General features: G+C 68.6%; 17 protein-coding genes. 10 read left to right on the top strand and 7 right to left on the bottom strand.

Annotation, left to right across the window (positions count from 1 at the left end):
• The first annotated feature begins 58 nt into the window (after positions 1-58).
• Positions 59-1,270: an alpha-hydroxy acid oxidase gene (locus OHA18_RS39760; protein ID WP_329000572.1), complete on the top strand. Its 1,212-nt coding sequence runs from the start codon at positions 59-61 to the stop codon at positions 1,268-1,270.
• An 11-nt stretch (positions 1,271-1,281) separates the two neighbouring features.
• Here OHA18_RS39760 and OHA18_RS39755 read toward each other — a convergent pair whose 3' ends face one another.
• The 3 genes from OHA18_RS39755 to OHA18_RS39745 form a co-directional block, all read right to left on the bottom strand.
• Positions 1,282-2,424 carry a sensor histidine kinase gene (locus OHA18_RS39755; RefSeq protein WP_329000571.1) on the bottom strand — a complete coding sequence of 381 codons (1,143 nt, stop codon included), beginning with the start codon at positions 2,422-2,424 and terminating at the stop codon, positions 1,282-1,284.
• A gap of 78 nt (positions 2,425-2,502) precedes the next feature.
• The gene (locus tag OHA18_RS39750) at positions 2,503-3,141 is read right to left on the bottom strand and encodes a pyridoxamine 5'-phosphate oxidase family protein (protein WP_329000570.1); all 639 of its coding nucleotides are present in this window, start codon (positions 3,139-3,141) and stop codon (positions 2,503-2,505) included.
• Positions 3,141-4,397 (bottom strand): MFS transporter, encoded by a 1,257-nt coding sequence (locus tag OHA18_RS39745; RefSeq protein WP_329000569.1) that lies wholly within the window; start codon positions 4,395-4,397, stop codon positions 3,141-3,143. The genes OHA18_RS39750 and OHA18_RS39745 overlap by 1 nt, the downstream gene beginning before the upstream one ends.
• A 119-nt stretch (positions 4,398-4,516) precedes the next feature.
• On the opposite strand from OHA18_RS39745, the gene OHA18_RS39740 reads away from it, so the two are divergent.
• Positions 4,517-4,984 (top strand): hypothetical protein, encoded by a 468-nt coding sequence (locus tag OHA18_RS39740; protein ID WP_329000568.1) that lies wholly within the window; start codon positions 4,517-4,519, stop codon positions 4,982-4,984.
• Between the two features lie 23 nt (positions 4,985-5,007).
• On the opposite strand, the gene OHA18_RS39735 is transcribed toward OHA18_RS39740, so the two are convergent.
• Complete coding sequence (locus OHA18_RS39735) at positions 5,008-5,661, bottom strand: alpha-ketoglutarate-dependent dioxygenase AlkB (protein WP_329000567.1); 654 nt, start codon at positions 5,659-5,661, stop codon at positions 5,008-5,010.
• A gap of 85 nt (positions 5,662-5,746) precedes the next feature.
• Here OHA18_RS39735 and OHA18_RS39730 point away from each other — a divergent pair, with 85 nt between their 5' ends.
• Positions 5,747-6,181, top strand: a complete 435-nt coding sequence (locus OHA18_RS39730) for a VOC family protein (protein WP_329006203.1) — start codon at positions 5,747-5,749, stop codon at positions 6,179-6,181.
• A 62-nt stretch (positions 6,182-6,243) separates the two neighbouring features.
• Positions 6,244-7,599 carry an amidohydrolase gene (locus OHA18_RS39725; protein ID WP_329000566.1) on the top strand — a complete coding sequence of 452 codons (1,356 nt, stop codon included), beginning with the start codon at positions 6,244-6,246 and terminating at the stop codon, positions 7,597-7,599.
• 86 nt (positions 7,600-7,685) lie between these two features.
• On the opposite strand, the gene OHA18_RS39720 is transcribed toward OHA18_RS39725, so the two are convergent.
• Together OHA18_RS39720 and OHA18_RS39715 are read right to left on the bottom strand one after the other, a co-directional pair.
• Positions 7,686-7,838: a hypothetical protein gene (locus OHA18_RS39720; protein WP_329000565.1), complete on the bottom strand. Its 153-nt coding sequence runs from the start codon at positions 7,836-7,838 to the stop codon at positions 7,686-7,688.
• 643 nt (positions 7,839-8,481) lie between these two features.
• Entirely contained in the window at positions 8,482-11,355 is a 2,874-nt protein-coding gene (locus tag OHA18_RS39715) for a S8 family serine peptidase (RefSeq protein WP_329000564.1), read from the bottom strand.
• A 95-nt stretch (positions 11,356-11,450) separates the two neighbouring features.
• Here OHA18_RS39715 and OHA18_RS39710 point away from each other — a divergent pair, with 95 nt between their 5' ends.
• Positions 11,451-12,248 carry a dienelactone hydrolase family protein gene (locus OHA18_RS39710; protein ID WP_329000563.1) on the top strand — a complete coding sequence of 266 codons (798 nt, stop codon included), beginning with the start codon at positions 11,451-11,453 and terminating at the stop codon, positions 12,246-12,248.
• A 257-nt stretch (positions 12,249-12,505) separates the two neighbouring features.
• Positions 12,506-13,282 carry a hypothetical protein gene (locus OHA18_RS39705; RefSeq protein ID WP_329000562.1) on the top strand — a complete coding sequence of 259 codons (777 nt, stop codon included), beginning with the start codon at positions 12,506-12,508 and terminating at the stop codon, positions 13,280-13,282.
• Here the strand turns inward: OHA18_RS39705 and OHA18_RS39700 are convergent.
• Entirely contained in the window at positions 13,279-14,784 is a 1,506-nt protein-coding gene (locus OHA18_RS39700; protein WP_329000561.1) for a lectin, read from the bottom strand. The two genes, OHA18_RS39705 and OHA18_RS39700, sit on opposite strands and share 4 nt — an antisense overlap.
• A 159-nt stretch (positions 14,785-14,943) precedes the next feature.
• Here OHA18_RS39700 and OHA18_RS39695 point away from each other — a divergent pair, with 159 nt between their 5' ends.
• The 4 genes from OHA18_RS39695 to OHA18_RS39680 are packed head-to-tail and all read left to right on the top strand — an operon-like array spanning position 14,944 to position 19,820.
• A complete protein-coding gene (locus OHA18_RS39695; RefSeq protein ID WP_329000560.1) occupies positions 14,944-16,206 on the top strand; it encodes an ROK family transcriptional regulator in 1,263 nt (420 codons plus the stop codon).
• Entirely contained in the window at positions 16,203-17,705 is a 1,503-nt protein-coding gene (locus tag OHA18_RS39690) for a sugar ABC transporter ATP-binding protein (protein ID WP_329000559.1), read from the top strand. The genes OHA18_RS39695 and OHA18_RS39690 overlap by 4 nt, the downstream gene beginning before the upstream one ends.
• Entirely contained in the window at positions 17,705-18,769 is a 1,065-nt protein-coding gene (locus OHA18_RS39685; protein ID WP_329000558.1) for an ABC transporter permease, read from the top strand. Before OHA18_RS39690 ends, OHA18_RS39685 begins: the two co-directional genes overlap by 1 nt.
• Before the next feature lie 10 nt (positions 18,770-18,779).
• Positions 18,780-19,820 carry a substrate-binding domain-containing protein gene (locus tag OHA18_RS39680; protein ID WP_329000557.1) on the top strand — a complete coding sequence of 347 codons (1,041 nt, stop codon included), beginning with the start codon at positions 18,780-18,782 and terminating at the stop codon, positions 19,818-19,820.
• Positions 19,821-19,847 lie beyond the last annotated feature (27 nt).

The raw sequence follows: 19,847 nt of genomic DNA, 5'->3' as shown, positions 1-19,847 counted from the left end.
GTGTGGTCGGACCACAGGGTAGGGTGTGGTCCGACCACAGATTGAGCCAGGAGTTGTGATGACCGATCGCCAGATGCCCAAATGGTCCGAGCTGAAGCCGTTGCTCCGGCCGAAGCCGATCACGGTGAACGCGACCGACCGGCGGCTGGAGAAGGCGCTGACGATCGCGGACCTGCGAGCGATCGCGAAACGCCGTACCCCGCGCTCGGTCTTCGACTACACCGACGGCGCCGCCGAGGCCGAGATCAGCCTGCGCCGCGCCCGCCGGCTGTTCGCCGAGATGGAGCTGCAGCCGTCGATCCTGCGCGACGTGTCCGAGATCGACCTCGGTACGTCGATCCTCGGCGGCCGCTCCGAGCTCCCGTTCGCGTTCGCTCCGACCGGCTTCACCCGGATGATGAACCACGAGGGCGAGAGCGCGGTGGTGAAGGTCGCCGAGCAGATCGGCATCCCGTACGCGCTCTCGACCATGGGCACGACCTCGATCGAGGACGTGGCGGCCGCCGCTCCGGACGCGCGCAAGTGGTTCCAGCTGTACGTCTGGAAGGACCGCGAGGCCGGCGAGGATCTGGTGAAGCGTTCGGCCGCGGCCGGATACGAGGCGCTGATGCTGACGGTCGACGTACCGGTTGCCGGCGCTCGCCTCCGCGACGTACGCAACGGATTCACCATCCCGCCGAGCCTCACCGTCAAGACTGTCCTGGACGCGTCCATGCACCCGGCCTGGTGGGCCAACCTGCTGACCACGCGGCCGCTGACGTTCGCCTCGCTGTCGACCTGGGACGGCACGGTCGCCGAGCTGCTCGACAAGCTGTTCGACCCGACCATGACGATCGACGACCTGAACTGGCTGCGCTCGATCTGGGACGGCCCGCTGATCGTCAAGGGCATCCAGACCGTCGCGGACGCCCGCCGGGTGGTCGACGCCGGCGCGGACGCGGTCGTGCTGTCCAACCACGGCGGCCGGCAGCTGGACCGGGCTCCGACGCCGCTGCGCATCCTGCCGGACGTCCGCAAGGCGATCGGCAGCGACGCCGAGATCTACCTCGACACCGGCATCATGTCCGGCGCGGACATCGTCGCGGCGATCGCGCTCGGCGCCGACGCCTGCCTGGTCGGCCGTGCGTACCTGTACGGCCTGATGGCGGGCGGTCAGCGCGGTGTCGCCCGCGCCGCCGAGATCCTGACCAAGGAGGTACGCCGCACGATGGCGCTACTCGGCGTTTCCAGCGTGGCCGACCTGAACCCGTCCCACGTCCGCCTGCCCTGATCGCACAAGTCCTACAGCGGCAGGGTCGCCGTGATTCGCAGGCCGCCTGAGGGTGTGCGGTTCGCGGTGAGCGTGCCGCCGAGTGCGGTGGCTCGCTCGCGCATGCCGCCGATGCCGTTGCCCTCCGTCGGTGGCGCGGTCAGCGATTGACCGTCGTCGTCGACCTGGAGCACCAGCGCCTGTTCGCCGTACTGGATCCGGACCGTCGCGGATGTGGCGTTGGCGTGGCGTACGACGTTCGTCAGCGACTCCTGGATGATGCGGAACGCGGCTCGGTCGAGTCCTGCCGTCAGTGGACGCGGTTCGCCGTGGACGATCTTGTGCACTTCCAGACCGGCCCGCGACGTACGGCTGACCAGGTGGTCCAAGTGGTCGAGACCGGCGACCGGCTGGCGCGGCGCGGACTCGTCGGACTGCCGCAGGATGCCGACGATCGACCGAAGCTCGACCAGGGCCTCTTTGCTGGCGTCCTTGATCGCGGAGAGCGCCGGAGCGGCCTGCTCGGGTTGCCGGTCGACCAGGTGGAGTGCGGTGGCTGCCTGCACGTTGATGAGTGAGATGTGGTGCGCCACGACGTCGTGGAGCTCCTGTGCGATCCGCAGCCGCTCGTCACCTGCTCGGCGCAGTTCCTCTTCTCTGCGGGTGCGCGCCGCCGCCATTACCCGGTCGCGATGCGCGCGGAACAGCTCGGCCACGAACCCGAGGACACAGAAGCACGTGCCGACGAGGAGGGTCTGGTACACGCCGAGCACGTCGATGCCGAGCAGCATCCGTCCGCCGACATGCCCGAGGTAGAGAGCGGCCAGGGCGGACCAGCCGGACACCCGGTGGCCGAGCCGGATGGTGGTGAACACCGCGATCACGAACGCGAAGATCACCGGTCCGTAGGCGTACTCCATCAGCATGTAGACGAGCGTCGACACGACCGTTGCCCACAGCACCGGGATCGGCCGGGTCCGGAGCCAGTACAGCGACAGCGATCCGATCAGGATCAGCAGCACCATGAACCAGTCCGGCCGCCGGCTGTCCGGCTCCCCGTGGACCGCCGCGCCGATCGATCCGACGACCGCGATGATCGAGACGATCACAGGCAGCGCGATCCGGCGGGCCCAGTACCCGACGGGGGAGGCCGCGATCGGCTCAGTCGTGCTCACAGTACGAAACCGTAGAGGGCCGCGGGGCGAGTGTCATCGTCGCCACGGAGTACTTCGGCCTGCGCCTCCTGCGGTAGTTCAGTACTTGACCTTGTAGATCTTCTCTTCGTACGCCGGGCCGTAGTACTGGTCGAGCGTCTCGAGGTCGTCGTCCGGACGCTCCAGCGTCTGGGAGATCACCGCGCGGCGCGGCAGCGCCTCCGGGTCCCAGGTCTCGGGCTTCCAGAGCTTCGAGCGCATGAACGACTTCGAGCAGTGGTGGAAGATCTGCTCGATCTCGATCAGCAGCGCCAGCTGTGGCCGGTTGCCCTTGACGATCATGTCGTCGAAGAACGGCGCATCTCTGACGATCCGGGCGCGGCCGTTGACGCGCAGCGTGTCGGTGCGGCCGGGGACGAAGTAGATCAGGCCGACGTGCGGGTTGCTGAGAATGTTGGTGAAGCCGTCGACGCGGCGGTTGCCGGCCCGGTCCGGGATCGCGATCGTCGACCGGTCCAGCACCTTGGTGAAGCCGGCCGGGTCGCCCTTGGGGGAGACGTCGCAGTTGCCGTCGGCGTCGGAGGTGGCGACCAGGCAGAACGGGGAGGCGGCGAGCCACTGCAGGTCCAGGTCGTGGAGCTCCTTGCGCTCCTTGGCCGCAGCGGCTGCCAGGGGCGGCGGGACGAGCTCTCGCAGCTCGTCGTACGACGTGATCTCGACCAGTCCGGGAATCTCCATCAGGCGGCGTTCTCCTCTGCCAGCGGCGGCGTGGCGTCCTCCTTGACGGCCCTCGTCCGCACAGCCCATCGTACGGCGGGACCAGTTGCGCAACTGGTCCCCAGGAACAGGGCACCGATGACGATCCAGCCGATCGGGCCCCAGCCGAGGATCACCGTGGTGAGCAGCGCCGGGCCGAGCATCCTGGCGATCGCGGGGCCGCTGCCGAAGAATCCTTGGTACTGACCCTGCTTGTCGGCGGGTGCGAGTCCGAAGCTGATCTCCCACGCCCCGGACGCCAGCTTCATCTCGCCGACGGTGAGCAGCGCGGCGGCGACCACCAGGACGACGGCCGTGAGTGCGGGGCTCAGATGGGCGGCGGTTGTTGCGAATACGCCGCAGGCAGCCAGCATCGCGACCCCGGCGTACCGGACGGAGCGGGCGGCCGTGCGGAGGTCCTTGACCCGCTTGGCGATGTGCACCTGGAAGAACGTCACGCCGAGGGTGTTCACGATCATCAGCGAGGCAACGACCCAGCTCGGTGCACTGGTGCGGGTGACGATCCACAGCGGCCCGACGAGGCTGATCAGCGGCATGAAGAGCAGCATGATCGCGTTGAGCAGCGCGAGGACGGCGTACGGGCGGTCGTGCAGGACGGCGAGGCGGGGTTCGCCCTTGACGCGGATCGTGGTTGCGATCGGCGGGACCCGGCGGATCAGGCCGGCGGCGATCAGGAAGCTCAGCGCGTCGATCGCGAAGACAGTCAGGTACGCCGTCTCGGTGTCGAAGCGGAGCGCGATGCCGCCGAGCAGTGCACCGAACGCGAGACCGGCGTTCACCGTGGACTGCAGGAACGCCCGGATGCGCGTGCGTTCAGCCGGCTGTACCAGGCCCGCGAGGAGCGCCTGGCGGGCAGCGGTGAGTCCGGTCTGGCTACAGGCGTAGACCACGGCAGCGATCAGGAAGCCCAGGAAACTCCGGACGAACAGGAATGCTCCGACGCCGCTGGCGGTCATCAGCGCCAGGAGTACGGCGGTGCCGCGCGCTCCTCGCCGGTCCGCGAGGTTGCCCAGCGGAACGCCGGTCAGGAAGCCCACGAGCCACGCGACTGTGAGGCCGATGCCGACCTCCGTGGTCGACAGCCCGACCACCCGGGTGAAGAACAACGCCGAGGTGACGACGAACGCACCGTCGCCGACCGAGTTCGCCAACTGCGCCATCGCCAGGTCCCGCGGCGCTCCGGCGGGGGGAAGCATCTGCTCAAGTCTGCTGCTCATGAGATGAGCCTATGGACTCAACGGCCCAGCAGGGAGGTCCATTCGCGATGCTGGAGGTTGGGCCACTTTTCTCTGTGGACAACTCGGATCCGGGACCGGAATCGCGGCACTTTCTAGGCATGAGCTTCCTCGACCTGACACCCACCTGGACCGAACGACCACTGACCGACCCCGCCGTCGCCGCGGACGTCGTCGACCTGATGATCAGCCTCGGTGACCGCCACCGCGGCACGTTCTCCGTCGTCCTCTGCGACCCGGACGACCACTACCGCGCCACGGTCATGGTCGACCTGCCGTCCGAATTCGAGCAATTGAGCCGGCCCCACGACACCGGCCAACTCTGCTCGGACACCCTTCGCCCCCTTATCCCGGCCGTTCAGACCGCGCCCGGCACGGGTGTCATCCTCGCGCTCGGACGCCCAGGTCCGTTGCGCTCACCCGAGTCGGACCGTGAGTGGGCCGACGCCGGCACCGCGATCTGCCAGGCCGCCGGGCTGCGCCTCCTCGGCTTCTACGTAGCTGCGCGCGACGGCGTGTACCAGCCGCTGGTCGACCAGTCCCTCGTCGACCAGCCGACTGCCGCCTGATCTGCCCGCTCCTGCGTGTGCCCTCAGCGGACGCCGCGTGGGCGGAACTGGATGCTGACGCGCGGGCCGATCCGGCCAGAAGCCTTGGGAATCGCATGTTCCCAAGTCCGTTGACACGATCCACCCATCACGATGAGGTCCCCATGTCCCAGCGGATACCGAACCGTCGAACCCACCGGCCCACTCGCCCCACCCGATCCACCTGGTCGTGGCCGCAGCGCCAGCACCCGCGGCTCGCCGACCGACAGGATCGCGACCATCGTGTCCTCGCGATCCCCGCGGCCGATCCGGTCACCATGCCACGCGACGCTGTCGCGGCCGTCCCGGTAGAAGCACAACCCCGCCGTCCGGAACGGCTCACCCAGCTCCTCGGCGTACCGCGCACTCAGCGCATCTCGCGCCTCGTCCAGGATCGGCAACGGCAGGTCCACGGTCTCCCCGTAGAAGCAGAGCAGTCGCGGTACGTCGACCACCCGGTCGTACATCTGCCGCCGCTCCGCCTGCCACGGCACATCCCGCGCCAGCCGCTCGTACACCTGATCGGCGCCGGTCAACCACCCCGGCAACACGTCGACCCAGGCCCCGCGGCCCAACTCGGTCCGCACCAGCCCGTCCAACGACCCCAACGCCGGATCCTCGAAAGCATCCAGCAACGAGCCCTGGAGATCAGCACCCATACCCCCACCATACCCGAAACTCGAACATACGTTCCCCTTGGTCTGTCGGCGTGCGGTGCTCGGCCCGCTGGAGTGCTTGGATCAGGTGATCGGGCCGGCATCCTACGATCGGCCGGGAGGTCGTGAAATGACGAGCAAGTTCACCGAGTTGGCGATCGACTGTGCCGATCCGAGCGGTCTTGCGCAGTTCTGGTGCGCGGTCCTGGGCTACGAGGTGCAGGACGAGGAGGAAGACGGCGTGATCACGATCGGTTCGCCGCTGGTGCCCGAAGGCAGGGACCGCCCCGGCCCGGTCCCGCCGACCCTGACGTTCGCGCGCGTGCCCGAGAGCAAGACCATCAAGAACCGGCTCCACCTCGACCTCAACCCGACCGACGTGGACCAGGACGACGAGGTGCGCCGCGTGCTCGACCTCGGCGCCCGCCACGCCGACGTTGGCCAGACCGGCGAGGAAAGCTGGGTCACCCTCGCCGACCCCGAAGGGAACGAGTTCTGCATCCTCGCAAGCCGGCACCCCTGACCACGTCGGATGGACCGGGCACCCGGAAGACTGCGCTACGACTGCCGACGGTTGGAGGACGGATGAAGCGGCTCCTGATCCGGAACGTCGCGGTGCTGATCGTCCCCGAGCAGGACGAGTGCCGAGTAGACAACGCCCAGGACATCCACATCCAAGACGACCAGATCACCGCAATAGCCCCAACCACCCCCGCGCAGGTCGAGGCGGAGGTGGAGGTGGAGGTGGAGGTGGAGGTGATTGATGGGACCGGGTTGGTGGCGGTGCCGGGGCTGATCAACTCGCATACCCACAGTCCGATGGTGATGATGCGGGGAGCGGCGGAGGACCTGTCGATCGAGGACTGGTTCAACCAGCGGATCTGGCCGATGGAGGTCAACCTGACGCCGGAGCGGGTGCGGGTCGGGGCTCGGCTGGCCTGTGCGGAGATGTTGCTGGCGGGCGTGACCACGTTCGTCGACCACTACTTCCACGCCGACCAGATCGCAGCCGCAGCGGTCGAATCCGGCATCCGCGCCGACCTCGCGCCGACGTACTTCTCCTCCGAGGGAAAAGCCGGGATCGACGCGGCCGTCGACACGACCCGCGAGCTCAGTCGACTCCACCCGCGCATCACTGCCAGCCTCGGGCCCCATGCGACGTACACGGTCACCGACGAGGACCTGAAACGTACGGCGGACATCGCGCGGGCGGAGGGTTTCCGTATCCACCTGCACGCCGCGGAGACCGACGACCAGACGCAAGCGTCTCTCGACAACCACGGCATCACGCCGATCCAGGTCCTCGACCACACCGGCGTACTGGATGCCGGCGCGCTGATCGCCCACGGGTGCGGCATCCGCGAGTCCGACCTTCCGATCCTCGAGCGGTATGCCGACCGCACGACCGTCGCGTCCTGCCCGAAGGTCTACCTCAAGCTCGCGATGGGCGAGGTCACCCCGATCAAGGCCCTTCGATCAGCCGGCGTACGAGTAGGCATCGGCACCGACGGAGCCGCCGTACACAACACCCTCGACGTCTGGGAAGCGATCCGCATGGTCGCCCTCACGCAGAAGCAACGCGAGCACGACGCCGAGTGGATGACCCTGTCCGACACCCTCCGCCTGGCCACCCGCGGCAGCGCCGCAGCCGCCGGCCTGGCCGACCACATCGGCACCCTCGAACCAGGCCGCCAAGCCGACATCGCCCTCGTCGACCTCTCCGCACCCCACAACCAACCCGTACACGACCCACGAGCCGCCCTCGTCTACTCCGTCCGAGCCTCCGACGTAGTCACCGTCCTGGTCGCCGGCAAGGTAGTCGTCCGCAACCGCCACCTCACCACCGTGGACCTCGCCGAAGTCCTAGCCGACGCAAAGTCCCTGGCCCACACCCTCGTAGACCTCTCAACCGGCGGCACCATCCAGCACTACAACCCCTAACCACCCAGCCGCCCTCGCTCCGGCTCACCCTGGAGCGCGGACGCCCATCCGAGGGGCCCCGGATTCCCGGCCTACAACCAACCACCTCAGAGCCTGACCCCTGAGACGTACGCGGGTTGGGAGAGCTGGTGGCCTGCACGTACGCCGCCGGCGCCGATGAGCGCGCCCGCAGGCTCGTTCCAGGTGTTGCTGGTGCGAACGTCCGGCAACGTCGTACGTCCCAACCCTCGCTCGGTCACTCGATCGCACCTCGCACGGTCGCACGGACACCCGCTGGCCTCGCCCCGCCTCGGACGGTGAACCGGTCATCTCAGGGGGCACCCTCAGCGTGCGCCGCGTGGATCCCGCCCCGGTCGCGTACGCCTCGCCCCGCCGACCCGCCGCATACGTCCCGTCCCGCCCCGCCAACCCGCCGCATACGTCCTGTCCCGCCCCGCCGCCACGGTCGCACCGTCGCACGCACGCACTCGCCCCGCTCGCTCAGAGCTCTGCGCGCCGTCGCGTGACCTCGCTCCGGCCCCCGGCGGAGGGCGACCATCTGAGGGGTTGCCCCCTCAGATGGTCGGTTGCCTACCCGGATTCTTGGGGTGCAACCGACCAGCTCAGGGGGCAACCCCTGGGGCGTGTGCCGCGTGCGTCCCGGCCGTCCTGCCGCCGTGGACGTGCTGGCCGCATCGGACGCCTGCCCAGGCGCAGTTGTCGCCATGGCCGCGCCTGTCGCGCGTGCCGGCGGCTGTGGCCGCACCGCACCGGCTGGACCGGCTGGACCGGCTGGACCGGGCTCGCACCGGCTGGACCGGGCTCGCACCGGCTCGCACCGGCTCGCACCGGCTCGCACCGGCTGGGCCGGCGCGAGGCCGGGGCGTGTGGGTGGTGTGGCGGTTAGGTGATGGTGAGGATCTTGTTCGCCGAGAACGCCTGTGCATGGTCGGCGTCGGCGGGGAACCAGATGCGGTAGGCGATCTGCCCCCGCACCGCCGGCCTGATGCCGAAGGCGTACTTGCCGGACGAGATCAGCTTTACCGAGGCGATCGACTTCCACACCTTGTTGCCGTACTGCTGCAGGTACACCGACTGGCCGGCGTGTGCGGGCGCGACGTAGCCGCTGATCGCCGTGGTGCTCCCGAGCTTGATCGACGTCGGCGCCATCGTGGCCGAGATCGTCGGCGCGACCTCGACGGTGATGTCCGGCGTGCGTGTCCCCATCAGGTCGGCGTTGCCGGGGAACGTCATCATGAACACCGACGACACCGCCGGCTTGTACGTGAAGTTGATGGCCCCGGTCGAAGACGTCTTCAGCGCCGCGAGCAGCGTGAACTTCGACGAGTTCTTCGCCCGCACGTACAGGTTGGTCGGCAGTCCGGCGTACGCCTTGTTGTCGATCCGGAGTGTGCTTCCGCGCAGTGTGATCGTCCCGCCGTAGTTGATCAGCGTCGACGTCGTCGAGATCCCAGTCTTCATGCCGAGCAGTTGCGTCGTCGCGACCGGGCTGACCTTGCCGCCGCGATCCTTCACCCACGCCGCGTACGTATACGTCACGCCTTGCGCCAGACCGGTGTCCTTCACCGCAGATCCCGTGCCCGTGTAGACGAGTGTCCCGGTCGTCAGCGTGGGAGGCTTGCTCGACGGGTTCCGACGGACGATCACCTGGTCGAGGTCACCCGTCGGCGGCACCTTCCAGGCCAGGTTCGCGGCCAGATACGCGCCCGAAGCATCGAACGCCCCGACCGCGGCCGGCACCTGGTCCACCGTCGAAAACACACTCGTGGACGGTGCAAGTGTCCCGCCGTCCCCTTGCACCCCGCTGACGACGATCCGGTACGGCGTGTTGTCGAGCAACGGCACCGTCGGCTTGATCGTGGCCACGTTGCTGCCGGCATCGAAGGACACCGCCGCGCCGACCGTCGTACCGGTCCTCCCGTTGAGCAGCCGGACCGTCGTCGGGCTGACGCTGTCGGCAACGACCGTCCGCGCGAACGTGACCGTGGGCGTCGCGCCCAGCGCCGCGTTCGCGGACAGATCGTTCGGCTTCACATCCCGCACCGGATAGGCAGTCCCGACCGGCGTCGAGCCGGCGCTCTCCTGGGAGATGGTCACCGTGTACTTGCGGGTGTCCCGCGACCCATTGTCGTTGCGCACGGCAATGAACGTGGTGCCGGTCGGTGCGCTGACGGTTGTCGTCGCGGTCAGGGTGGTGGCCTTCGGGCACCCGGTCGCGGGGTCGATCGGCGTCGAGGGGTACGAGTTCACCGCGTGCCCCAACGGGAGCAGGTCGCTGTTGTACACGTCGAGCCGCGGCCCGAAGTTCACCGAGTAGCCGCAGCTGAACACCGGGCCTGTCACCGAGACCTTGAGACCGCGCTCCACCCCGGTCACCTGGTACCAGTCGACGTCACCCTCGACGCTGACCGGCGCGCTGAACGTCGTGCCGAGCGTTGCCAGAACCTCCACCTTGGTGGCGCGCGCCGGCTGATCGTTGTTGTCCTCGGGGTTGACCGGGAAGTCCGGGGCGAAGCGGCCACCAAGCGCGGCGTACGCGTCCACGATCCCGTGGCCGTAGTACGGATCGATGCCGCGCGGACCTGCGTCCCGGGCGAGCACCTCGAGCCGCTGCGCCACCTGGGCCGGGGTGAACGCCGGCCACTTGTTCTTCACCAGCGCTGCGATCCCGGACACGATCGGCGCCGAGCAGGAGGTACCCGTGCAATACCAGTACGGCGCGTACTCCGGCGGAGTCAACGCGCGCGGGCCGGTGCTGAGGATGTTCCACCCCGGAGCGGCGACGTCGACCCAGTCGCCGTACGAGCTGAAGTCGGTCAGCACACCGCCGGCGTTGGTCGCGGCCACCGCGATCGCCTCGGGGTACGCCGCCGGGTACTGCAGTTCGTCGGTGCCACTGTTGCCGGCAGCAACCACGACGGTGACGCCCTTGGCGACTGCGCGCCTGACCGCGTCGTGCAGGACGGGGTTGTCACCCGGTCCGCCCAGCGACATGTTGATCACCTTGGCGCCGTGTGCGGCCGCCCAGTCGATGCCCTCGGCGATGTCGACGTCGTACCCGCCGCCGTGGGAGTCGAGGACCTTGACCGGCATGGCCTTCACGTTCCAGCCGACTCCGGCGACACCGATGCCGTTGTTCGCGGCGGCGGCGATGATGCCCAGCGTCATCGTGCCGTGCCCGTTGTCGTCGATCGGACCCCGGTTCGGTGAGGTGGCGTTGTATCCGGTGACGAGGTGGCCGACGAGATCCGGGTGGCCGGCGTCGACGCCGGTGTCCAGTACGGCGACAATCTGGCTGCCGGTGGTCTTGGAGAGGTCCCAGGCCTGCGGGACCCGAGCCGTGTTCAGGTAGGTCTTCTGGTCCGTGGTGTAGTACTCGTCGTTCGGGACCGCGGAGATGTAGCGCCGGTAGTTGAGCGAGGCCAGTTCGACGTTCGGGTCGGCCTTCATCTTCTTCAGGAGGTCGGGCGCGGACAGCTCACCCTTGATCTTCACGACGTTCGAGGCGACCGGGTCCTCGGTGCCGCCCACCTTGGCGACCGCGGCCCGGCGCGCGGCGGTCGTTGCCTTGAGCTTGAACTTCACGATCACCGCGTTCGGCTCGAACTCGGCCTGCGCCGACGGGTGGGTGAACGGCGGACTGTACGGACGCGGCTGCGCGGCCGAACCGGACGAGCCGGTCAGCACGACGAGCGAGCCGGCGACCAGGGCGGCGGGCAGCCCGAGACGCAGCAGGTGAGCAGGGCGGAAAAACACAGGGACCCCCCCAGGGCCAAAGTGGTTGAGCTGCGGAGTATTCCAGATGTGCGGGCGACCAGCAGTTGCCGCGCGAGCACTCTAAGCTGCAGGTCATGACTGTGGACCTGGGCTCCTGGCGGAAGGCGCCGTTCACCGGCGCGGGTCTGACCTACGACTGCTTCGAGAAGGGCGCGGGTCCGGGAGTCGTGCTGATCCCGGAGATCCCTGGTTTGAGCCCCGAGGTGGCCGAGTTCGGCGAGCACCTCGTCGATGCGGGCTTCACGGTCGTGATTCCCTCGCCGTTCGGTACGCCGGGGCGCCCGATCAGCGTCGGCTACACGTTGGGGATCGTGGCCCGGTTGTGTGTCTCGAAGGAGTTCCGCGCGTTCGCCGTCGACGCCGAGCGGCCGATCACGAAGTACCTGCGGGTGGTTGCGGCGGATCTGGCCGCGCGGACGCCGGGTCGCGGGGTCGGCGTGATCGGGATGTGTTTCACCGGGGGATTCGCTCTCGCCACCGCGGTCGAGGACGTCGTCGTCGCGCCAGTGCTCAGTCAGCCGTCGGTGCCGTTCCCGGTGAGCGCGAAGCGGCGTCGCGATCCCGGGTTGTCGCGGGAGGAGTTTGAGGTCGTCAAGGAGCGCACGCGGACCGACGGGTTGTGCGTGCTGGGCCTGCGGTTCAGCGGGGATCGCGCGGCGCCGCCCGAGCGGTTCAGCACGCTGCGTGCGCAGCTCGGCGACGCGTTCGAGGTGATCGAACTCGACTCCGCACCCGGCAACCCGGACGGGTACGGCAAGGGCGCGCATGCGGTGCTCACCGCCGAGGTCCGCGACAACCCGCCGAACTCGGCCTTCCAGGCCCGCGCCCGGACCGTCGAGTTTCTCAAGGAGCACCTCACAGCGACCGTCTGACGACGGTCAGTATGGAAATGTCAAAACCACGTTGAGTAACTCACGTGGTGTGATTCGGTGGCCTTCAGGCGGGGAAGTCTGCGAATGCCTGGGGGTTGATCGTTGCGTTCTGCAAGGGCTGGGGAGCAGTGGGTGACGCCGTTGTATTTGCTCTGGTCGTGGGTACCTGGGACATGGCACGATCGGCCACCGAGGGCACAACAGGGGACGCGCGCTTTGCGCATGGCGGGTGCCAGGCACTGGATGAGTGAGGCTGCATGAACGGGCGGACAGCGCAGGAGAGCCGGATTCCGGTGAACGGGTCGGCCAACGGCATCAACGGTCACGGTCCGCAACCAACCGCTCACCTCGAAGCATCGGCCGCGGACCCGTCCGACGGCCCGGCCGGCCATCCTGAGTCGACGCCGCCCGAATCCAGGCCGCATCCGGAGCAGAAGCCACCGACGTGGCAGCCGGGGGAGCGGGTCGCCGAGATCCGGACCGACGAGCCGGCCAGCTCGGACTGGCGTTCCGAAGTACGCGACCGTCCGCGGCCGCAGAGCACCACGACGTTGCGTCAGTTCAACACCCCGGTCCGGGTCGACGAGATCGCGGTCGCGGCGACGACGCTGGCCGAGGATCTGCAGGCTGCGACGCAGAGCATGCCCGATTCCATCGAACTGCGGCGGTTCCGGCGCGAGCTCGACCAGGCCGCGACCACCTTCCGGGAGATGGCGACCAAGCTCGAGGCCACCGCCGGCAAGCTCGTCCGGCTGGCCGCGAACGAGGGCCAGGTCTGCGGTGTCGGCTGGGGCGTCTGCCCCGAGCACGGCCTGACGTTGATGAACATCGGTGACACCGCGACCTGCCACGTCCTCGGGTGCGGCCGGCCGAACGAGGGCGAGGTCGAGCGCTGCGAGCACCCGGTCGCCTACAAGGTCGTCGACGCGGCCGGACCTGCCCTGCTCACCTGCTCCGGCCACGCCATCGCCTGCCGGATGTACTTCGACAACCCGGTCATCACCGCAACGGCCGACAGCATGGAGCTGTTCTAGGAGATCCGGCAGGACGTCAGTTGGTCGTTCGCGTTCGGGGAGAGCGCGACGAAGTTGGGCGTGTCCGCCGTCCGCGTCCACGACTGACCGCCGAAGTTGTCGCCGGCGTAGATCGTCACCGTCCACCCGGTCGGCACCCGCACCGAGGATGCCCAGTTGTCCGGTACGCCGGCCGCCTGCAACTGGGCGCGGGTGTAGTTGCCCTTGGCAAGCGCCGTGCCGGACCCGCCGCCGTAGTCGACGTGCTCGTAGAAGATCACGCCGCCTGAGCTCTGGTTCGGCATCGGGACGGTGGGCCGGGTCGCCGTCACCGGCGCCTGGCCCTTGAACATCCGGCCGCCGTCGTTCGTCAGCCGGAGGTAGTAGTCGGACGAACACGCCGTACCGTCCTCGTCGAGCGCGCGGATGCTCGAGCCGGACGGGATCCAGGCGGAGGACTCCGCGGTCTTCGCGATCTGGTTGCCCTCGTTGAACTCGTCGAACATCGAGATGTACATGCCCTGCACCCCGACCCGCGTCAGGTTGTAGAACTGGCGCCACATCAGCTCGCCGTGCGCACGGTGGCCGGACTGCAGGTCGCCCGGGATGACGCACGGTTGGTAGTCGATCCCGTGGGCGTTGCAGTCCGCCTGGTCCTGCTGGTTCACGTTGTTGTAGTAGTGATCGGCGCCGGCGATGTCGCTGATCCGGCCGACCATCCACGGCGAGATCATGTTGAACGCGTGGTACACGTCCAGATATCCGGGCCGCGAGTCCTCGTTGCCCGGCAGCCAATGCGTCGGCACGCCGCCGATCACGTAGCAGCCCTGGCCCTTGAACCAGTTGATGACATCGAGGCAGACCGACGCGGGGAAGTCCTTGTTCGCCTCGTTGAACCCGAAGCCCCAGATGCACACCACAGGCTTCCCGTTCTGCCGCGCGTACGCCGGCGACGCCGTGTAGGCGCTCATCTTCGCGGTCCAGTCGGCCTTCATCTCCGTCTGCATGTTCGCCCAGCCGGTCGCGTCGTACATGATGTAAAACTTCCGCCCGTACTGCTCGGCGGACTGCCGGACCTTCGCGGCCATCGCGTCCCGCGTCGGTCCTTCGCCGCCGGTCGGGTTGAACCGCTGCAGCGCGGCCGTGTCGCAGCCGTTCTGCTGCATCCACTGGAAGTGCGTGTCGACGGTCTGCTGGTCGTACGACGAGAACAGCTTCGCGGGCTGCCCGTTACCGAGGTTCGCGTACGCCGTCTGGTACGTCGCGCTGTACTCGCGGACATCCGGCCAGCTCACGATCGCGGTGTTCGTCGGCGAAGGCGGCTGGCCCCAGTTGTTGCTCCAGTGCCACCACCCGTTGATCGGGGCGCCGTCGCCGGCGCAGGCGAACCAGCCCTGATAACCGACGGTGATCTTTCCGACGACATCTCCGGGCGGACTGGCGGCAAAGGCGGACTGGACTTGAGTGCCGGCCACCGCAGTAGCGGCGGTCGCGGCGAGGAAGGTACGGCGGGTCAGTGTCATGACGTGCTCCTGGAGGGGGCGGACAGGAGAGTGCGCGGCGAGCGTACAAAAGACCGACAAATTCCTGCAAGAACTCGACTGTTACGAAGTCTTGACGGCCCGTCCGTGTGAACTTAGTTTGTTGGTTCAACCGACAAAGTCTGCGGAGGGGGTGCCGGTATGACCTTGACCGATGGCCGCCGCCCGGGGAGCCGGGGCGTTGCCGCCGATCACGTCTCGCTCCGGCGCAACAACCTCTCCGTCGTACTGCGGCATGTCCGCGACCTCGGCCCGCGCTCCCGGGCCCGGATCGCCGACGACACCGGCCTGAACAAGGCGACCGTCAGCAGCCTGGTCGCCGAACTCGTCGAGCGCGGCCTCCTGCGCGAAGGCCGGGCCGACTCCAGCCGGGCGCTCGGCCGCCCGGGTCTGCTCGTCGAGCTCGACGGCACCGGCGTGTGCGGCGTCGGCGCCGAGATCAACGTCGACTACCTGGCCGTCGCCGCCCTCGACCTGGCCGGCGCGGTCGTGATCGAGAAGCGCGTCCCGGTCGACGTCGCGCACCTCGATCCCGGTACGACGCTCGACCGCCTCGCCGACCTGGTGCAAGAAGCGGTCGCGGCCGTGGAGGCACGTGGCGGACAGCTGGCCGGGGTCACCCTGGCGGTGCCCGGCCTGGTCCAGGGCGAGACCGGTGAGTTGAAGCTCGCCCCGAACCTGGGGTGGGGCGAGGTCTCGGTCGCCGAGGAGATGCGGACGCGGCTGGGTCGGCCGACGTACCCGTTGCACGTGGACAACGAGGCGAACCTGGCGGCGCTGGCGGCGTACGCCGGTCTGCGCCGGACCGAGGACGAGCCGGTGCACGACCTCGTGCTGCTGACCGGCGCGGTCGGTGTCGGTGGCGGCGTCGTGGCCGGCGGTCACCTGCTGCGCGGCGGGAACGGGTACAGCGGGGAGGTCGGGCACATGCCGGTCGCACCGCCCGGACGGACCTGCGGCTGTGGCCGCACCGGCTGCTGGGAGACCGTCGTCGGGCTGACCGCACTGTTGCACAAGGCAACGGACAGGGACGACCCGGTCCGGGATCCGTCGCTGGACGTGGAGCAACGGCTGGCCGGGATCACCCGGCGGGCCGAAGCGGGGGACGCGCGGACGCTGTCCGCGCTGAAGGACGTCGGCACCTGGCTGGGGATTGGGGGAGCGATCCTGGTGAACATCCTGAACCCGGACGTGCTCGTGCTCGGTGGGTACTTCGCCGTGCTCGGGCCGTGGCTGAAAGAACCCTTGGAGAGGGCGATCCGCGACCGCGTGATCGCACCGGACGGCGGCGGCTGCCGGGTCGTCCGGTCGGAGCTCGGTTTTGCCGCGGCCGTCCGTGGCGGCGCACAGATCTCACTCGACCAGGTCTTCGTCGACCCGACCAGAATCGGGGCCGCGCGATGACCGACCTGCTGACTATGACCGGGATCGTCAAGGAGTTTCCCGGGGTGCGGGCGCTCGACGGGGTTGATCTCGATGTTCGTGCCGGCGAGGTGCACTGCCTGCTCGGGCAGAACGGCGCGGGCAAGTCGACGCTGATCCGCGTGCTGACCGGTGCACACCAGCCGGACGCCGGCACGATCCACCTGAACGGCGACCCGGTCCAGCTGAACAGCCCGACAGCGGCGATCGAGCGCGGGATCGCCGCCATCTACCAGGAACTCGATCTGGTCCCCGACCTGACCGTTGCCGAGAACATCTTTCTCGGGCATGAGCCGTCCCGCTTCGGCTTCAGCCGCACGCACGAGGCGACGATCCGGGCGCGCGAGATCCTGCAGGGTCTCGGGCACGCCGAGATCCCCACCCACCGGACGGTCGGTTCGCTGCCGGCTGCCGGCCAGCAGGTCGTGAGCATGGCGAGGGCGCTCTCCCGTGACGCCCGGCTGATCGTGATGGACGAACCGTCCGCGGTCCTCGACCCCGAAGAGGTGTCGAACCTGTTCCGGGTGATCCGCGGCCTGACCGACCGCGGCGTCGCGGTCGTCTACATCTCGCACCGGCTCGAAGAGATCCGCAAGGTCGGCGATCGGGTCACGGTCCTGAAGGACGGCGCGACCGTCGCCACCGGACTCGACGCCCGCGAGACCCCGACCAAGGAACTCATCCGGTTGATGACCGGCCGCTCGATCGAGTACGTCTTCCCGCCGCGCAACGAGGTCCCCAGCACGGCGCCGGTCGTGCTCGAGGTCGACGAGCTGACCAGGCCGGGGGAGTTCGCCGGGATCGGTTTCACGGTCCGGGCCGGCGAGATCCTCGGACTGGCAGGCCTGGTCGGTTCGGGACGTTCCGAAGTCCTCGAGACGGTGTACGGCGCGCGTCGCGCGGCGGCCGGATCCGTCCGGGTGGACGGTGTCGTACTCCGTCCGGGCCGCGTGCAGGCGGCGGTGAAGGCCGGGGTCGGTCTCGCCCCGGAGGAACGCAAGAGCCAGGCGTTGCTGCTGGACGAGGCGGTGTACAAGAACATCACCGTCTCGACGCTGCAGCGGTTCGCCAGCGGGGGATTCCTGAACAACCGGGCCGAGAAGGAGGCAGCGGCCGGCCTGGCCAGGTCGCTGGATCTGCGACCGGCCGGGGTGGACCATCCGGTCCGGAACCTGTCCGGGGGCAACCAGCAGAAGGTCGTGCTGGCGCGCTGGTTGCTGCGGGACTGCCGGGTGCTGCTGCTCGACGAGCCGACGCGCGGCGTCGATGTCGGCGCGCGCTCGGAGATCTACGGGCTGATCCGCACGCTGGCGGCCAACGGGGTCGCGATCGTGCTGGTCTCCAGCGAGGTCGAGGAAGTGCTCGGTCTGTCCGACCGGGTCGTCGTACTGCGGGAGGGGCGTGCCGTCCACACCGGACCCGCGCAAGCCATCGACGAACACCAGGTCCTCGACCTGGTGATGGAGGGAAGTGCGGTGTGATGAGTGAGGACATCACGACACCGGATACGACACCAGATACGACACCTGACACGACGGCGTCGACCCAGGCGACCGTGACCCAGCCTGCGGCGCAACGATCGGCGAACCTGCTCAGATCCGGCTTCGGGCGCAACCTGGGTCTGGTGGTCGCGCTGGTCATACTCTGCATCGTCGGTGTGATCACGGCCGGCGACACGTTCGCGACCGGTGCGAACGTGCTGACGATCCTGCGACTGGCGGCGGTCATCGGCGTCGTCAGCGTCGGGATGACGTTCGTCATCACCGGCGGCGGGATCGACCTGAGCGTCGGCGCGATGGTCGCGCTGTCCTCGGTCTGGGCGACCACCCTGGCCACCCAGCAGCTGGCCGCCGACTACCACTGGCTCTTCATGGTCACCACGGCGCTCGCGGTCGGCGCGGCCTGCGGCCTGGTCAACGGACTGCTCGTTGCCTACGGCAAGATCGTGCCGTTCATCGCGACGCTGGCGATGCTGGCGGCGGCGCGTGGCCTGGCCGAGATCATCTCGGACCGGAGGACCCAGATCATCACGGTCAACTCGTTCGTCGACTTCTTCGGCGGCTCGCTGATCGGCGTACCGGTGCTGGTCTGGATCTTTCTCCTGGTCGCCGCGGCCGGCTGGGTGGTACTGAACCGGACCACCTTCGGCCGCCGGACCTTCGCCGTCGGCGGCAACGCCGAGGCCGCCCGGCTGGCGGGCATCAAGGTCCAGCGTCACACCGTGGCGCTGTACGTGCTGGCCGGACTGTGCTGCGGGATCGCCGCGGTCATGCTGATGGCGCGGACGACAACGGGAAGCTCCACCCACGGTCAGTTGTACGAGCTCGACGCGATCGCGGCGGTGGTGATCGGCGGCACGCTGCTGTCCGGCGGCCGCGGCACGATCGTCGGCACGGTGTTCGGCGTACTGATCTTCACGACGTTGAACAACGTCTTCACGCTCAACAACCTGAGCATCTCCGCCCAGTCGGTGGCGAAGGGCGCGATCATCGTGGTCGCCGTCCTTCTCCAGCAACGTCTGTCCGGTCGCACGACGAGTTCATAGGAGGACAACGATGTCCAGAGGATCCGCCCGAAGTCTGGTGGTCGCAGGTCTCGCTGCGGTCGCACTGACTGCCTGTACCAGCAACACCCCGAAGGCCGAGGACAACGCCGGCAAGGCGCCGGCCGACCAAGCCGCGGTGAAGAACGACGAGCCCGGCAAGAAGGTCAAGATCGGCTTCTCCGCGCCGGCCGCCGACCACGGCTGGATGGGCGCGATCACGAAGGCGACCCAGGCCGAGGCCAAGAAGTACTCCGACGTCGAGCTGGTCGTCGCCGAGGGGACGAACGACGTCAACCTGCAGATCAGCCAGGTCGAGACGTTCATCAACCAGAAGGTCGACGCCATCGTTCTCCTTCCGTTCGACGGGGCCGCGCTCACCCCGGTCGCGACGAAGGCGATGGAGGCCGGCATCACGGTGATCAACGTCGACCGCGAGTTCGACAGCCCGTTCGCGGCCCGGACGACGGTGCTCGGCGACAACCACGGGATGGGCGTGTCGGCCGGCACGTACATCTGCGACCAGTTGAAGGGCAAGAAGGACGCGGTGGTCGCGGAGATCGCCGGGATCGACTCGCTGCCGTTGACTCAGGACCGCAGCCGGGGATTCAAGGAAGCGCTCGCCGACTGCGGGCTGAAGGTGAACAACCGGGTGGCCGCGGAGTTCACCGTGGAGTCCGGTGAGAAGGCCGCCGCCAACCTGTTGCAGGCGGCGCCGAAGATCGACGCGATCTGGAACCACGACGACGACCAGGGCGTCGGCGTGATGGCCGCGATCAAGAACTCCGGCCGCAAGGAGTTCTTCGTGGTCGGCGGGGCCGGCTCGGCGAACGTGATGCGGGACATCAAGTCCGGCAACTCGTTGCTGAAGGCCACCGTCATCTACCCGTCCACGCAGGGTGCCGACGGCATCCGGCTGGCCCGGCTGCTGGTGCAGAAGAAAGCCCTCGGCGACCTGGTGGAGGTCGAGGTGCCGCGCACCGTCCAGCTGTACGCGCCGGTGGTCACCAAGGACAACGTGGACCAGTACATGCCTACCGCCTTCGAAAGCTGACCAACACAGCGAGAGCTAAGAGGAGAG

It is taken from the genome of Kribbella sp. NBC_00709 (assembly GCF_036226565.1).
GTDB lineage: Bacteria > Actinomycetota > Actinomycetes > Propionibacteriales > Kribbellaceae > Kribbella.
The sequence above is the reverse complement of the archived record's forward strand: the minus strand, read 5'-3'. Positions and strand labels throughout refer to the sequence as shown.

Excerpts from the sequence above, each read along its gene's own strand:
- OHA18_RS39685 (WP_329000558.1), top strand. The coding sequence starts at position 17,705 with ATGAGTGAGGACATCACGACACCGGATACGACACCAGATACGACACCT.
- OHA18_RS39705 (WP_329000562.1), top strand. The coding sequence starts at position 12,506 with ATGAACGGGCGGACAGCGCAGGAGAGCCGGATTCCGGTGAACGGGTCG.
- OHA18_RS39725 (WP_329000566.1), top strand. The coding sequence starts at position 6,244 with ATGAAGCGGCTCCTGATCCGGAACGTCGCGGTGCTGATCGTCCCCGAG.
- OHA18_RS39760 (WP_329000572.1), top strand. The coding sequence starts at position 59 with ATGACCGATCGCCAGATGCCCAAATGGTCCGAGCTGAAGCCGTTGCTC.
- OHA18_RS39735 (WP_329000567.1), bottom strand. The coding sequence starts at position 5,661 with ATGGGTGCTGATCTCCAGGGCTCGTTGCTGGATGCTTTCGAGGATCCG.
- OHA18_RS39700 (WP_329000561.1), bottom strand. The coding sequence starts at position 14,784 with ATGACACTGACCCGCCGTACCTTCCTCGCCGCGACCGCCGCTACTGCG.
- OHA18_RS39695 (WP_329000560.1), top strand. The coding sequence starts at position 14,944 with ATGACCTTGACCGATGGCCGCCGCCCGGGGAGCCGGGGCGTTGCCGCC.
- OHA18_RS39710 (WP_329000563.1), top strand. The coding sequence starts at position 11,451 with ATGACTGTGGACCTGGGCTCCTGGCGGAAGGCGCCGTTCACCGGCGCG.
- OHA18_RS39750 (WP_329000570.1), bottom strand. The coding sequence starts at position 3,141 with ATGGAGATTCCCGGACTGGTCGAGATCACGTCGTACGACGAGCTGCGA.
- OHA18_RS39745 (WP_329000569.1), bottom strand. The coding sequence starts at position 4,397 with ATGAGCAGCAGACTTGAGCAGATGCTTCCCCCCGCCGGAGCGCCGCGG.
- OHA18_RS39690 (WP_329000559.1), top strand. The coding sequence starts at position 16,203 with ATGACCGACCTGCTGACTATGACCGGGATCGTCAAGGAGTTTCCCGGG.
- OHA18_RS39740 (WP_329000568.1), top strand. The coding sequence starts at position 4,517 with ATGAGCTTCCTCGACCTGACACCCACCTGGACCGAACGACCACTGACC.
- OHA18_RS39680 (WP_329000557.1), top strand. The coding sequence starts at position 18,780 with ATGTCCAGAGGATCCGCCCGAAGTCTGGTGGTCGCAGGTCTCGCTGCG.